Below are 13,971 nucleotides of genomic sequence, written 5' to 3'. Positions count from 1 at the left end.
GTCGAGGCCGGCTGCCTCGTGCGGCCGGTCGTTTTCAAAAAGATCCAGGAAGGCATGAGGCCATGACCATTCATCAGAATCTGATCGCCGGCGAATGGACCGGTACGACCGGCGCCGAGAACATCAACCCGTCGGACACCAACGAGGTCGTCGGCCTCTATGCCAGCGCCAGCGTCCAGGACGTTGCCGATGCCATCGCCGCCGCCAAGGCTGCGTTTCCGGCATGGTCGCGTTCGGGCATTCTCGAGCGTCACTCGATCCTGAGGAAGACCAGCGACGAGATCCTCGCCCGCAAGGACGAACTCGGTGCGCTGCTCGCCCGCGAAGAGGGCAAGACCTTGCCCGAGGCGATCGGCGAGACGATCCGCGCAGCGCAGATCTTCGATTTCTTTGCCGGAGAGGCCCTGCGTCTTGCAGGCGAAGTGCTGCCTTCCGTGCGTCCGAACATCGGCGTCGAGATCACCCGCGAGCCGCTTGGTGTCATCGGCATCATCACGCCCTGGAACTTCCCGATCGCCATTCCGGCCTGGAAGATCGCGCCGGCGCTTTGCTACGGCAACACCATTGTCTTCAAGCCGGCCGATCTCGTGCCCGGTTGTTCTTGGGCGATCGTCGATATTCTCCATCGTGCCGGCCTGCCGAAGGGCGTCCTGAACCTTGTCATGGGCAAGGGCTCGGTCGTTGGCCAGGCCATGCTCGACAGCCCGGTTCTCTCCGGCATCACCTTCACCGGCTCGGTCGGCACCGGCAAGCGCGTGGCGCTGTCCTCCGTCGAGCATGGCCGCAAGTACCAGCTGGAAATGGGCGGCAAGAACCCGATGGTCGTTCTTGACGATGCGGATCTGACGGTCGCGGTCGAAGCCGCCGCAAACTCCGCCTTCTTCTCGACCGGCCAGCGCTGCACGGCTTCGTCGCGCTTGATCGTCACCGAAGGCATTCACGACAAGTTCGTGGCGGCGCTGACGGAGAAACTGAAGACGCTGAATGTCGATAACGCCACCAAGGCCGGCACGCATATCGGCCCGGTCGTCGACGCCAAGCAGCTGAAGACTGACACAGACTATATCGAGATCGGCCGCCAAGAAGGCGCCAAGCTTGCCTTCGGTGGCGAGATTGTCAGCCGCGAGACGCCCGGCTTCTACCTGCAGCCGACGCTGTTCACGGAAGCGACGAACCAGATGCGTATCAGCCGCGAAGAGATCTTCGGGCCGGTCGCCTCGGTCATCCGGGTGAAGAACTACGAAGAGGCGCTTGCCGTCGCCAACGACACGCCGTTCGGCCTCTCCTCAGGCATCGCCACCACCAGCCTGAAGCATGCGACGCATTTCAAGCGCAATGCCGAAGCCGGCATGGTGATGGTCAACCTGCCGACGGCGGGTGTGGACTTTCATGTGCCGTTCGGCGGCCGCAAGGGGTCGTCCTTCGGTCCGCGCGAGCAGGGCAAATACGCCTCCGAATTCTTCACCACGGTCAAGACGGCCTACACGCTGGCCTGACCATAGACTTCAAGGTCCAGGCTCGTACGAGGCGACCTGGACGACGGAAAAGGTAGTGAGATTATGAAGAAGAAAGCTGAATGGCCGCGCAGACTGCGCTCCTATGACTGGTTCGGCGGTACCGGCAAGAACGCGATCATGCATCGGTCGTGGATGAAGAACCAGGGTCTGCCGGCCGACACGTTCGACGGCCGTCCGATCATCGGCATCTGTAACACCTGGTCGGAGCTGACGCCCTGCAACGCGCATCTGCGCGACCTTGCCGAGCGCGTGAAGCGCGGCGTCTATGAAGCCGGTGGCTTCCCGGTTGAGTTCCCGGTGTTCTCGGTCGGCGAAAGCACGCTGCGCCCGACGGCGATGATGTTCCGCAACCTCGCCGCCATGGACGTCGAAGAGGCGATCCGCGGCAATCCGGTCGATGGCGTCGTGCTGCTTGGCGGCTGCGACAAGACCACGCCGAGCCTTCTGATGGGCGCGGCCTCTGTCGATATCCCAGTCATTCTGGTGTCCGGTGGCCCGATGCTGAACGGCAAGTGGCGCGGCAAGGATGTCGGCTCCGGCACGGCGGTCTGGCAGTTCTCGGAAATGGTCAAGTCCGGCGAGATGTCGCTGGAAGAGTTCATGGATGCGGAGCAGGGCATGGCCCGCTCGGCCGGTAGCTGTATGACCATGGGCACGGCCTCGACCATGGCGTCGATGGCCGAAGCCCTTGGCATGACCCTGCCGGGGAATGCCGCCATCCCGGCGGTCGATGCTCGTCGCCGCGTGATCTCGCAACTCTCCGGCCGTCGCATCGTCGATATGGTCAAGGAAGACCTGAAGCCTTCCGACATCCTGACCAAGGAAGCCTTCGAGAACGCCATTCGCGTCAACGGCGCGGTCGGCGGTTCGACCAATGCCGTGCTGCATCTCCTGGCGCTTGCCGGCCGTATCGGCGTCGATCTGTCGCTCGACGACTGGGATCGCCTTGGCCGCGAAGTGCCGACCATCGTCAACCTGCAGCCGTCCGGCAAGCACCTGATGGAAGAGTTCTACTATGCCGGCGGCCTGCCCGTCGTCATCAAGGCGGTCGGCGATATGGGCCTGCTGCACAAGGATGCGATCACCGTCACCGGCGAAAGCATCTGGGAAGGCGTCAAGGATGTCGTCAACTACAATGACGACGTCATCGTGCCGCGCGAAAAGGCGCTGACACAGTCGGGCGGCATCGCGGTTCTGCGCGGCAATCTGGCTCCGAAGGGCGCCGTGCTGAAGCCGTCCGCAGCCTCGCCGCATCTGATGCAGCACAAGGGCCGCGCCGTCGTCTTTGAAAGCATCGAGGACTACCACGCCCGCATCAACCGCGACGATCTCGACATCGACGAGAACTGCATCATGGTGCTGAAGTATTGCGGCCCGAAGGGCTATCCGGGCATGGCCGAAGTCGGCAATATGGGTCTGCCGCCGAAGGTGCTGAAAAAGGGCATCACCGACATGATCCGCATCTCCGATGCGCGCATGTCCGGCACGGCCTACGGCACCGTCATCCTGCACACCGCTCCGGAAGCCGCCGATGGCGGACCTCTGGCCCTGGTTCAGAACGGCGACATGATCTCGGTCGACGTGCCGGCCCGCACGATCCAGCTCGAGATTTCCGATGAGGAAATGGCGAAGCGCCGCGCCGCCTGGGTTTCCCCGGTCAAGCCGCTTACCGGTGGATACGGCGGCCTCTACGTTAAGACCGTCATGCAGGCCGACACCGGCGCCGACCTGGACTTCCTGGTTGGCGCACGCGGCTCGGAAATCCCGAATAACCGCGACAGCCACTGAGATTGGTGTTTGAAGTCGGAAAGGGGTGGGACGCAAGTTCCGCCCCTTTTTGATATGTGGAATACTTTGCGAGGATCAGGATTTTCGCGAAATGCGGGTGTTCAAATTCACTTGCGGTGCGCTGTATCGACGCTTTTCATTCCGGATAGCGAAACCGAGCTTTTGATACATTGCCACTGCTGCCCGATTGACACTGGACACGCTCAAACCAGCGGGGCGTTCTAGATCGATCCCAATTGTTTGCAAAGCGTGGTAGGCGAGCGCCGCGCCGAGACCCTTCCCCTGATCACTCGGGTCAATGGCAATTTCCTCTAGCCATATCTGTTTCGGCTCGCTTTCGAAGCGGCAGTACCCGACGACCCGCGAAATGTCCCTGATAATCCAGAGTTCCTGTTCGTCTTCTGCAAGAAGGTTCGCCATCTCCGATGCGTGGTAGGCATGAAAGGCTACGTCGGAAGCAAAAGCCGCATTATGGATGCGGGCGACTACGTCTGCGTACAGTGCCGGTGTTTCTGCCCGTTCAATAGAAACTCCGGTCAACGAGGACGCCGCACTCGTCCTTAAAGACGAACAGCTCATGCTGATTTCGGATTCGATATGCGAAAACCCGAACGTTTCAAGAAAGGCGATGCCATCTGTCCACCCGCTCGCCGCCACCGCCTGAAGCGAAAGATCGGTGGCGGGTGCGTCGAGTGACAGGAGTTCGGTCAAAAGTGCAGTTCCGATGCCCTGGCGACGCATTGATGGTTGAACCAATAGCTTGAAGAACCGAACCCTCTTGCCATCTTGGTCTCGCAGCGACGATTCCGCCAACCCTATCAGCTGCTCATCATGCAGAACGATCCGGAAATCCCGGCCATCGTGGTTCTGAGGGCGCCTGACAAATGTCGTCCATTGCGCATTTGTGATCGGGCCGATGTTGGCATCGCAGCTCGATGCCTCATCGTAAAGCCTGATGACGGCATTGGTATCGCCGTCTCGAAGGGGACGAATTCGAAAATCTGGCTTCAAGTCGCGTAGCTCTCCGGTACGGGGTGGGTACGAATGTTGCTATCAAACTCAGCTGTCCGTGGGAAAAGTGCGATAATCGTGGATGGGTAGTGTTGAGAAAACTGGGAGTTTCGCGGCGAAAGCATAGCTAGCTAATTTCTTCAGGGATAAAGCCGCCTGTCTGGCGTTTCCACAGGCGGGCAAACAGGCCATCCTGCTCGACCAGTTCGTCCGGTCTGCCTTCTTCCAGAATACGGCCCTGATCGAGCACGACGATCCGGTCCATCATGGCAATGGTCGAAAGGCGATGTGCGATGGCGATCACTGTCTTTCCCTCCATCACGAGGTTGAGTTTTTCCTGGATAGCGGCCTCGGATTCGCTGTCGAGGGCGGAGGTCGCCTCGTCGAGCACGAGGATCGGCGCGTCTTTCAGCAAAACGCGGGCGATCGCTACGCGCTGCCGCTGACCACCGGAGAGCTTGATGCCGCGGTCACCGACGAAGGCGTCATAGCCTTTACGGCCTTCGCCGTCCGTAAGATCGCTGATGAATCCATCGGCTTTTGCCGTCTTTGCCGCCTGTTCGATCTGGTCCTGCGTCGCCTCCGGTCGGCCGTAGCGGATGTTATCGCCGACCGAACGGTGCAGTAGCGCGACGTCCTGCGCGATGACGCCAATGTTGCGGCGAAGGCTTGCCTGCGTGATCTCACGGATGTCCTGTCCATCGATGAGGATCGCGCCGTCTCCGATGTCGTAGAAGCGCAGCAACAGGCTCACCAGCGTCGTCTTGCCAGCCCCGGAAAGGCCGACCAGCCCCACTTTCTCGCCGGGTCGAACCGTCAGCGACAGATTATCGATGACAGTCTTCCCGGACTTGTATGCAAAGCGGACATCCTGGAAACGAATCTCGCCGCTGTTGACCGCGAGGCTCGCCGCGTCAGGTCGATCCGTGATGGTGGGCGGCGTCGTCATCACCGGCATCGCGTCCTTGATCGTCCCGATCGCCTGAAAGATCTGCTGGCCCATCTGCAGGAAAGTGAAGGTGTAGGCGGATAGCCCATACAAGATATAGACTGCCGCGACGAATTCACCGATCGTGAGAAAGTCATCGACCAAACCGAAAAGACCGATGGAGAGTATCGACAGCCAGAGCGCCATATTAAGGGCCATCACGATGAGTTCGGCCGTGCGATAGATACGTTGTTCCTTGTGCTGCGTTCGTACGGACTGCTGAATGATGCTGTGGATGGCACCCGCTTCGCTATCCTCCGCCGCGAACTGCTTGATCATCTGCATGTTGCTATAGAGATCGGTAATGGCTCCGGCTACGAGGCTGCGCTGCTTGGCGGTGCGGCGCGAGCGTTCGGTAAAGATCGGCGCCATCTTGACGGCGAGCACGACATTAAGTGCAATCCAGATGAAAACGGGCAGGGCGAGCTGCCAGGATAGCGCGCCAAGCAGAACCAGGGACCCGACCATTTTCAGCAAGAAGCGTGGTATGGTCTGGAAGCCGACGATGATCTGCTGCTGTACGGCGGATGCCACCTGCGACAGGCGCGAAGCGACCTGTCCGGCAAAAAGATCGTGAAAGAAGTCGAGATCCTGCCGCTCCACTGCCTTGTGACCCTGCCACTGGATGGCGGCCGGCATGCCGACGCTAAGCGTATGCGAGGTCAGCGTGTTTGTCAGGAACGAGGCGATTGGCATGAGCGGAAAGATCAGAAGGCCGAGGAAAGTAAGGAGTGGCCATTCAGCGTGCAGGAAGGCAGCCGCTCCCATTTTCGTCACGCCATCGACTATGACCGAAAGCCCCCAAACGATCGTCAGATTGATGGCTTCGACCGCCATGGACGAAAGGGCCATGGCGATCAACACGCCACGGAACATCGAGATGAAGTGCAGAAGGACGGTGACAGGTCCTTTTGAGGGTAGCGGCCGGTAGGGAATATCGAGTGGCCGGATCAAATTTTCGAACGGACGGTAGATCGCATCTGAAATCGACATGGCTCGCTCGGGCTCTAAATGGAAAGGAGGGCGAGGACTCAGTTAGCAGGAATAGGATCACCTTCCGGCTGCAATCTCAATCAGAACATCCACACTCGCTATCCAGAAGACCATGGGGGTCATCTCGGCGCCTAGATATCAGGCGATCGTCATCTAGTCGTCTACGGCTATGACGACAAAGGCCACGTCGAGGTTCCCCCGCAGACTGCCCCTGCGCCTCTCAGCTCTGGCTTTGGCTCTGCCCCTGGCTTGCCACCGTCACCTTGACCGTTAGGCTTTCACCCGGTCCGCCGACACGCATGCCGGAGACGGGGGCGGCGTCGCGGTAGCAGAGGCCGGTGGCGATGCGGACGTAGCGCTCGTCGGGGCAGACGTCGTTGGCCGGGTCAAAGCCGACCCAGCCGAGGCCTGGAACATGCGCTTCGGCCCAGGCGTGGGTCGCGGCCTGTTCGTTCTTGCCTTCCATCATCAGATAGCCGGAGACGTAGCGCGCCGGGATATTCAGCGCGCGGGCGCCGGCGATGAAGATATGGGCATGGTCCTGGCAGACGCCGCTCTTCTTCTCCAGCGCCTGTTCGGCGGTCGTTTCCGTGTCGCTGGTGCCGGGCCTGTAGTCCACCGTCTGATGGATGGCGCTCATCAGCGCGTGCATCCGGCCGAGTTCATTGTCTCCGGAAACGCCGCGCAGCAGTTCCTTGGTCAGCTTGCCGGCCTTCGTGCGCGGCGTATCCCGCAGGAAGAGCCAGAGGGGGCCGAAGCCGGTATGCGGGCCGAGAACACCGTTCAGGTCCTGCGTTTCGATCTCGCCGGTGGCGACGATGCGGGTTGAATCCTGCTCGCCGTCGAGCGAGACGAGCGTGACACGATTGGCGAACTGGTCGTCATATTCGACCTCCGGATGGGCGCCTTCCACGGTGAGTTTCCAGTTGTGGACGGTTTGGCCGATGCCGGTCAGCGGCGTCAGCCGCAGGCGTTGCAGCGAGAACTGCGACGGTTCGTCGTAGCGGTATTCCGTGATGTGGCTGATCGTCAGTCTCATATTGTCATCCGCTTACTGATAAAACCGGTAGCCGTCGGAGATTTCCGCGCCGAGCTTGTTGTTGCGCGAAACGAAATCCTCCAGGAATTCGTGCAGGCCCTGATCCATGATGTTCTTGATGGTCAGCTTCTGCAGCATCTCGCAGATAGCGTCGGCGGTATCGTGCGCCGGCAGCCGCTTACTGTGCTCCAGTGCCAGGTAGCTGATATTGCTGACGATCTTGTCGTAGCAATAGGCGAGCGAGCGCGGCATCTGGCTGTTGAGGATCAGGAAGTCGGCGATATTGGCCGGCTTGTATTCCGGATCGTAGGCCCATTTGTAGGCGCGGTGAGCGGAGACCGAACGCAGGATCGATTCCCACTGTGCATTATCGAGCGAGGAGCCTACATGTGAGACCGACGGCAACAGGACGTAATATTTAACGTCCAGGATCCGGGCCGTATTGTCGGCGCGTTCGATGAAGGTGCCGATGCGGGCGAAGTTATAGAGTTCGTTGCGCAGCATCGAGCCGTGGAAGGCGCCGCGGATCAATCCGGCGCGGCGCTTGATGACGTCGATCGTCTCCGGCAGCTCGGCGGTCTTCAAACGCTTGCCGAGCAATGTCTTCAGCTCGATCCAGCACTCATTGGTCGCTTCCCAGGTGTCGCGCGTCAGCGCCGTGCGGACCATGCGGGCATTGTTGCGGCCATATTCGATGCAGGACATCACGCTCGACGGATTGGAGCGGTCGCGCATCAGATAGTCGATCGCGTCGGCGCCCGTCAGCTTGCCGTGCACTTCGTTATAGGCTTCGCGGACGCCGGCGCTTTGCAGCACGCCGTCCCAATCGTCTTCCACCGCTCCGCTGCGCGTCAGCGACATGCGCTGACCGGCATCGACAAGGCGGGCTATGTTTTCGGCGCGCTCGATGTAACGGAACATCCAGTAGAGGCCATTCGCGGTTCTTCCAAGCATGTCCGTTTCAGTCCTCCAGAACCCAGGTATCTTTGGTGCCGCCGCCCTGGCTGGAATTGACCACCAGCGAGCCTTCTTTCAGTGCCACGCGCGTCAGGCCGCCGGGAATGATCCGTACCTTGTCGGAGACGAGGACATAGGGGCGCAGATCGACGTGGCGGGGCGCGATGCCTTTGTTGACGAGGATCGGCACGGTCGACAGCGAAAGGGTCGGCTGGGCAATATAGTTGTTCGGTCTGCTCTTCAGCTTTTCGGCGAATTCCGTCCGCTCCTTCTTCGAGGCGGTCGGTCCCACAAGCATGCCGTAGCCGCCGGAGCCATGCACTTCCTTGACGACGAGGTCGGCCAGGTTGTCGAGCACGTATTGCAGGCTGTCCGGCTCGGAACAGCGCCAGGTCGGCACGTTCTCGAGGATCGGCTTGCGACCGGTGTAGAATTCGACGATCTCCGGCATGTAGGAATAGATCGCCTTGTCGTCGGAAATGCCGGTGCCGGGGGCATTGGCGATGGTGATGTGGCCGGCGCGATAGACATCCATGATACCGGGAACGCCGAGCGCCGAATCCGAGCGGAAGGTGAGGGGGTCGAGGAAATCGTCGTCGACTCGGCGGTAGAGCACGTCGATCGCCTCGTAGCCGCGCGTGGTACGCATCTTCACCTTGCCGTCGATGACGCGCAGGTCCGAGCCTTCCACCAGCTCCACGCCCATCATGTCGGCGAGGAAGGAATGTTCGTAATAGGCGGAATTGTAGATGCCGGGCGTCAGCACCGCGACGCGCGGCTTGCCGGTACAGCCGGGAGGGGCGAGCGAGGCGAGGCTCTGGCGCAGTTGTAGCGGATAGTCCTCGACGCGCTGCACCTTGTTCTGGTGGAACAGCTCCGGGAACATCTGCATCATGGTTTCCCGGTTTTCCAGCATGTAGCTGACGCCGGAAGGTGTGCGGGCATTGTCCTCCAGTACGTAGAATTCGTCCTCGCCGGTACGCACGATGTCGGTGCCGACGATGTGGGTATAGACACCGCCGGGCGGGCGGAAGCCGATCATCTCCGGCAGGAAGGCATCGTTCTTCTCGATCAGTTCGCGCGGGATGCGGCCGGCGCGGATGATTTCCTGCTTGTGGTAGATGTCGTGGAGGAAAGCGTTGAGAGCGATGACCCGCTGTTCGATACCCTGGGCGAGCTTGCGCCATTCACGGCCGGAAATGATGCGCGGAATGATGTCGAAGGGGATGAGCTTCTCGGAGGAATCTGCGTGTCCGTAGACCGCAAAGGTGATGCCCGTCTTTCGGAAGATGTTTTCCGCGTCACGGGATTTGGCAATGAGATGGCCTCTGTCCTGGCCGGAGTACCATTCGAAATATTTTTCGTAAGGCGTGCGCGGACTTTCATCCGCAGTAATCATTTCATCAAATGCCAAAGGTGCGGTCCCCATTTTTTTCCATTTGAGTACAACAGTTTTGACAATGCAAGAAGTATGCGCGTTTGCGTGCACGAATTTCGAAGTCGCCAAAAATGCCGGATTTGCAGGCATTCTGGATTGTCATGGCGGAAGGCGGCGGACGATTGCCTCTAACTAACGATCAAAATTTGAGCATTTGCTTATTCCATTGTCCGGGCGCCGGAACTGCACGCCGAATCTCCTCGTGCCCGACTGGCGAGAGCTGACATGAAGGAAAATTGATCCTTGTGTTCAGCGGATCGATTTTGACGGTTTCCATGCCCTAGGCTATCAGCGGGTTGCCCGCTTGGGCGCGTGACGTTCCGGCCTCAATTCTGACGCCGGCTCCGGCGTGCGAAATCAATGTCAGTCCGAGCCCCATGTCCCTCGATAAATTCGCGCCGGCCATCTTCGTCTTCCTATGGTCCACGGGCTGGATCGTCGCGAAATATGCGACGATGCATTCGGGGCCGTTCACCTTCCTGATGATCCGCTACAGCTTGTCCGCGCTCGCTTTTGTGCTGTTTTGCTCGTTTACCGGCGCGAAATGGCCGCGCGATTGGTCGAGCGTCTTTCGCGCCATCTATTCGGGCATCTTTCTGCACGGGATCTATCTCTGCTGTCTCTGGTGGGCGATCTCCAGGGGCGTGCCGGCGGGGATCGCCGGCATCATCGCGGCCTTGCAGCCGCTGATGACGGCGATGGCCGCGCCCTATCTGGTTGGCGAACGTTTGCAGCCGGTGCAGCGTCTTGGTCTGCTGCTCGGCTTCATCGGCATCGCGATTGCCATTTCACCGAAGCTCCTGGGCGCGGATACGGCCAGCCTCTGGCAATCGGCGATCCCGCTCGGCGTCAATCTGTTGGCAATGGTGTCGGTGACCTACGGCACGCTCTATCAGAAGCGCCATCTGCAGACCGGCGATCTCCGCACCATCGCGACGCTGCAATATGTCGGCGCGCTGATCGTCACCGTGCCGCTGGCGCAGATGTTCGAGGATCTGCATTTCGACGGCACCCATGAGGCGATCCTCGCCGTCATCTGGTCCGTCTTCGGCCTGTCGATGGGCGCGGTCGGCCTGTTGCTCTATCTTATCCGCCGGGGGCAGGTGTCGCGTGCGGCGTCGCTGATCTATCTAATGCCGCCGGCCGTTGCCATCGAGGCGGCGATTGCCTTCGGCGAACCGCTGACCCTGCCGATCATCATCGGCACTCTAGTTGTGGTGATGGGCGTCTATCTGACCAACCGGCGCACGGCGGATGTGGTGCCGGAATAGGGCATCCGGCGAGGGCTGTTTTCATCCTCATCGGCGGAAAAGCCTGCCATCCATGATGAGCAGGCTGGAAACGATCAGAGCCAATCCGGCGAATTCGTAAAGCTCAAGCCTTTCGCCCAGAAAGGCAGCACCCAGGATGATTGCGCTCGCGGGCACCAGCAGCGTGACGAGGGATGCGTTTGTCGCGCCGGCCGAGGCGATGATGTTGAAATAGAGAATGAAGGCGAATGCCGTTGTGAAAACTGCGAGAACGCCGACAGCCATCCAGATGGACATGTTCGACGTGGCGATGCTCTCGGGCCGGTAGAGAACGAAGACAATCGGCGCCATCAGGATAGTAGAAGCGGTGAGTTGGCCGGTTGCAACGACGGATGGCTTGATATCTCTGAAGCGCTTGGCATAGACCACGGCAAAGGCATAGGAAATCGCCGCCCCGACTACCGCCAACTTCGCCCATGTCGGGCCGTCGGTCTGGAATAGAAGACCCGGGCCGATCATGATGGCCGCTCCAGCGATCCCGAACGCCACACCGATGAGCTTGGCTGTCGACAACTTCTCATCCGCAGTCAGCAGGTTTGCCACCAAAATCGTCCAGAGCGGCGTCGTCGCGTAGAGCACGGAGGCCAGACCCGCACCGATTTTCGTTTGTCCGGTGAAGATCAGCGAGAACGGAATGACGTTGTTGAGCAAGGCGAGGCACAGGAACGAGCCCGGTCTTGCCAAGGCGGGTGCGAAGGAAATGCCGCGCAACCGCAGCCACACATGCAGAACAAGCGCTGCGATCGATACGCGGTAGAGGACGAGCGCCAAGGGTGGAATTTCCGCCACTGCGATACGGGCAAAGAAGAACGAGCCGCCCCAAAGGCCGCCGAGAAGCAAGAGTTGCCCCCAGTCGCTTGCCGACATCGACCGTGTCAATGCTGCCGTGCGCAATGCTCTGCCCCAATATTGGGAATTTTGCGAATGTATCGACAGTCTATCCGCGCGGAGCCGGATTTAGGCGGAATAACTGTTCAAATGTTCTCGGCTGATCGGAATGAGATTTTCAAGAAATCTCTAAGGCTTCGAAACTGTTGCCGTGACTGTCCGATGCCGGAACTCCATGGTTTCGCACAGCAACAAAAAAGGGGGCCAATCGGCCCCCTTCGTCATTCAATCTTGATTGAATTAAGCGCGTTCACGGCGCTGGCCGCCGTTACCGGGGCCGCGGCGCTTCATGCCGCCTTCCTTGCGCTGTTCGCCCTGAGCGCTCTGGCCACGATCTTCATGGCGACCCGTGGGGCGGCCGTGAGCGTGGCGGGGACCGCGATGGGCGCCAGCTTCGTTTGCAGCACCATTGTGCTGGGGCTTCTTGGCCGGACGGAAATCCGACGTCGATGCGAGATCATTGTCCACTTCCGGACGCGGGGCGCGCTCGTCGCGACGCTGGCCGCGGAAGTCGGCATTGCGATTGTTCTCGCGCTGTGGACGACGTTCCTGACGCTCGCCGTTATGGGCGCGGGCTTCGCCGGCTTCACCTTCATGATGAGGACGACGAGCCGGACGGGCTGGGCGGCCTTCGGCACGTCCCTGACCTGCGCCACCACGGCCCTGGCCTTGACCCTGACCGCCACGACCGCCTGCGCGGTTGTTGCCACGAGCCGGACGGCCACGGTCGGCCGGAGCTTCACCGCTGGCAACGGCAATCTCGATGCCCATCAGGCGTTCGATGTCGCGCAGCAGGCGGGCTTCGTCGGGAGCGCAGAAAGCGATGGCGATGCCGTCGCGACCGGCGCGTGCGGTACGGCCGATGCGGTGGACGTAGGCGTCCGGCACTTCCGGCAGGTCGTAGTTGTAGACATGCGTAACGCCGGGGATGTCGATGCCGCGAGCGGCGACGTCGGTGGCGACGAGAACGCGGACTTCGCCGTCACGGAAGCCCTTCAGGGCACGTTCGCGCTGACCCTGGCTCTTGTTGCCGTGGATGGAGGCGGCTGCAAAGCCGACGTGTTCGAGATGCTTCATCAGCTTCTCGGCGCCGTGCTTGGTGCGCAGGAAGACCATGGCGCGGCCATCCGGATTGGCTGAAATGTTTTCCTTCAGGATCTCGGTCTTGTGGTTCTGGCCGGAAACGAAGTGGACATACTGCTCCACCTTGTCGGCGGCCTTGCCCGGAGGCGATACTTCGACCTTGACCGGGTTGGTCAGGTATTCGGCAGCGAGATCGGCGATGGTCTTCGGCATGGTGGCCGAGAACAGCATGGTCTGGCGCTTGGCCGGGACCATCTTGGAGATCTTGCGCAGATCGTGGATGAAGCCGAGGTCGAGCATCTGGTCGGCTTCGTCAAGGACGAGGTAGCTAACCTGGCCGAGCGACAGGGCGCGGCGGCTGATGAGGTCGAGCAGACGGCCGGGGGTGGCGACTAGAATGTCGGTGCCGCGCTCGAGCTGGAGCTGCTGCTTGTTGATCGAGGCGCCACCGACGACGACGTTGATCCTCAGCGCCGTCTTGCGGACGAAGAGCTTGAGGTTGTCGGCGATCTGGTTCACCAGTTCGCGGGTGGGGGCGAGGATAAGTGTACGGACGGTGCGGTTGTCGGGGCGCTTGGCGTCCTTCAACAGCATTTCGATGATCGGCAGGCCGAAAGCGGCGGTCTTGCCGGTGCCGGTCTGGGCGAGGCCGATGAGGTCGCGGCCCTGCAGGACAAGCGGGATAGCCTGTGCCTGGATCGGCGTCGGCGTCGCGAAGTTGTTCTGCGACAGCGTATCGACGATCTGCTTGGAGAGACCAAGCGAGTGAAAATCGGTCAATTCAATACCTTTCGGGGGCGCCAAAGCAAATAGGCCGGGTCGCACCATGCGGTCCGGTCTGTCTCTAGCGTCAAGAACCCCGCGTGAAGTGGGAACTTGTAAGTTGGAAAAAGCTTTCCAGCGCATCTGACCGCCTTGGGTGCGGTCTCATTTCAAAAGCGCTTTTGTCCTTCTCTTGC

At 60.6% G+C, this 13,971-nt stretch carries 10 protein-coding genes; 3 read left to right on the top strand and 7 right to left on the bottom strand.

The annotated features are described in order from the left end of the window. Window positions 1–62: 62 nt before the first annotated feature. Together AC1RO0_RS05160 and araD are read left to right on the top strand one after the other, a co-directional pair. Window positions 63–1,496, top strand: coding sequence for an aldehyde dehydrogenase family protein (locus AC1RO0_RS05160; RefSeq protein ID WP_498591829.1), 1,434 nt, complete (start codon window positions 63–65; stop codon window positions 1,494–1,496). A 63-nt stretch (window positions 1,497–1,559) separates the two neighbouring features. Further along, window positions 1,560–3,305: an L-arabinonate dehydratase gene (gene araD, locus AC1RO0_RS05155; protein WP_498591828.1), complete on the top strand. Its 1,746-nt coding sequence runs from the start codon at window positions 1,560–1,562 to the stop codon at window positions 3,303–3,305. Between the two features lie 75 nt (window positions 3,306–3,380). Here the strand turns inward: araD and AC1RO0_RS05150 are convergent, their stop codons facing one another. The 5 genes from AC1RO0_RS05150 to AC1RO0_RS05130 all read right to left on the bottom strand — a co-directional run bounded on the left by AC1RO0_RS05150 (window position 3,381) and on the right by AC1RO0_RS05130 (window position 9,707). Next, window positions 3,381–4,316, bottom strand: coding sequence for a GNAT family N-acetyltransferase (locus AC1RO0_RS05150; RefSeq protein ID WP_498591827.1), 936 nt, complete (start codon window positions 4,314–4,316; stop codon window positions 3,381–3,383). A gap of 127 nt (window positions 4,317–4,443) precedes the next feature. After that, entirely contained in the window at window positions 4,444–6,297 is a 1,854-nt protein-coding gene (locus AC1RO0_RS05145) for an ABC transporter ATP-binding protein (protein WP_498591826.1), read from the bottom strand. Between the two features lie 220 nt (window positions 6,298–6,517). Beyond that, window positions 6,518–7,336: a transglutaminase family protein gene (locus AC1RO0_RS05140; RefSeq protein WP_498591825.1), complete on the bottom strand. Its 819-nt coding sequence runs from the start codon at window positions 7,334–7,336 to the stop codon at window positions 6,518–6,520. A 12-nt stretch (window positions 7,337–7,348) separates the two neighbouring features. Then, window positions 7,349–8,290 carry an alpha-E domain-containing protein gene (locus tag AC1RO0_RS05135; protein ID WP_371108528.1) on the bottom strand — a complete coding sequence of 314 codons (942 nt, stop codon included), beginning with the start codon at window positions 8,288–8,290 and terminating at the stop codon, window positions 7,349–7,351. A 7-nt stretch (window positions 8,291–8,297) separates the two neighbouring features. Further along, window positions 8,298–9,707, bottom strand: coding sequence for a circularly permuted type 2 ATP-grasp protein (locus AC1RO0_RS05130; protein ID WP_039974008.1), 1,410 nt, complete (start codon window positions 9,705–9,707; stop codon window positions 8,298–8,300). Window positions 9,708–10,108: 401 nt separating this feature from the next. Here AC1RO0_RS05130 and AC1RO0_RS05125 point away from each other — a divergent pair, with 401 nt between their 5' ends. Continuing rightward, complete coding sequence (locus AC1RO0_RS05125) at window positions 10,109–11,002, top strand: DMT family transporter (protein ID WP_498591824.1); 894 nt, start codon at window positions 10,109–10,111, stop codon at window positions 11,000–11,002. Window positions 11,003–11,029: 27 nt separating this feature from the next. Here AC1RO0_RS05125 and AC1RO0_RS05120 read toward each other — a convergent pair whose 3' ends face one another. Beyond that, the gene (locus tag AC1RO0_RS05120) at window positions 11,030–11,908 is read right to left on the bottom strand and encodes a DMT family transporter (RefSeq protein ID WP_498591823.1); all 879 of its coding nucleotides are present in this window, start codon (window positions 11,906–11,908) and stop codon (window positions 11,030–11,032) included. A 261-nt stretch (window positions 11,909–12,169) separates the two neighbouring features. After that, window positions 12,170–13,840, bottom strand: a complete 1,671-nt coding sequence (locus AC1RO0_RS05115; protein ID WP_498591822.1) for a DEAD/DEAH box helicase — start codon at window positions 13,838–13,840, stop codon at window positions 12,170–12,172. Window positions 13,841–13,971: the final 131 nt, after the last annotated feature.

The organism is Rhizobium sp. GW821-FHT14E12 (assembly GCF_058803745.1).
Note: the sequence above shows the minus strand (reverse complement) of the source record. Positions and strands in the feature narration are given on the sequence as shown.

What these genes read in the sequence shown, in the direction of transcription:
- AC1RO0_RS05160 (WP_498591829.1), top strand. Translation starts at nt 63, where the DNA reads ATGACCATTCATCAGAATCTGATCGCCGGCGAATGGACCGGTACGACC.
- araD (WP_498591828.1), top strand. Translation starts at nt 1,560, where the DNA reads ATGAAGAAGAAAGCTGAATGGCCGCGCAGACTGCGCTCCTATGACTGG.
- AC1RO0_RS05145 (WP_498591826.1), bottom strand. Translation starts at nt 6,297, where the DNA reads ATGTCGATTTCAGATGCGATCTACCGTCCGTTCGAAAATTTGATCCGG.
- AC1RO0_RS05140 (WP_498591825.1), bottom strand. Translation starts at nt 7,336, where the DNA reads ATGAGACTGACGATCAGCCACATCACGGAATACCGCTACGACGAACCG.
- AC1RO0_RS05135 (WP_371108528.1), bottom strand. Translation starts at nt 8,290, where the DNA reads ATGCTTGGAAGAACCGCGAATGGCCTCTACTGGATGTTCCGTTACATC.
- AC1RO0_RS05125 (WP_498591824.1), top strand. Translation starts at nt 10,109, where the DNA reads ATGTCCCTCGATAAATTCGCGCCGGCCATCTTCGTCTTCCTATGGTCC.
- AC1RO0_RS05120 (WP_498591823.1), bottom strand. Translation starts at nt 11,908, where the DNA reads ATGTCGGCAAGCGACTGGGGGCAACTCTTGCTTCTCGGCGGCCTTTGG.
- AC1RO0_RS05115 (WP_498591822.1), bottom strand. Translation starts at nt 13,840, where the DNA reads ATGGTGCGACCCGGCCTATTTGCTTTGGCGCCCCCGAAAGGTATTGAA.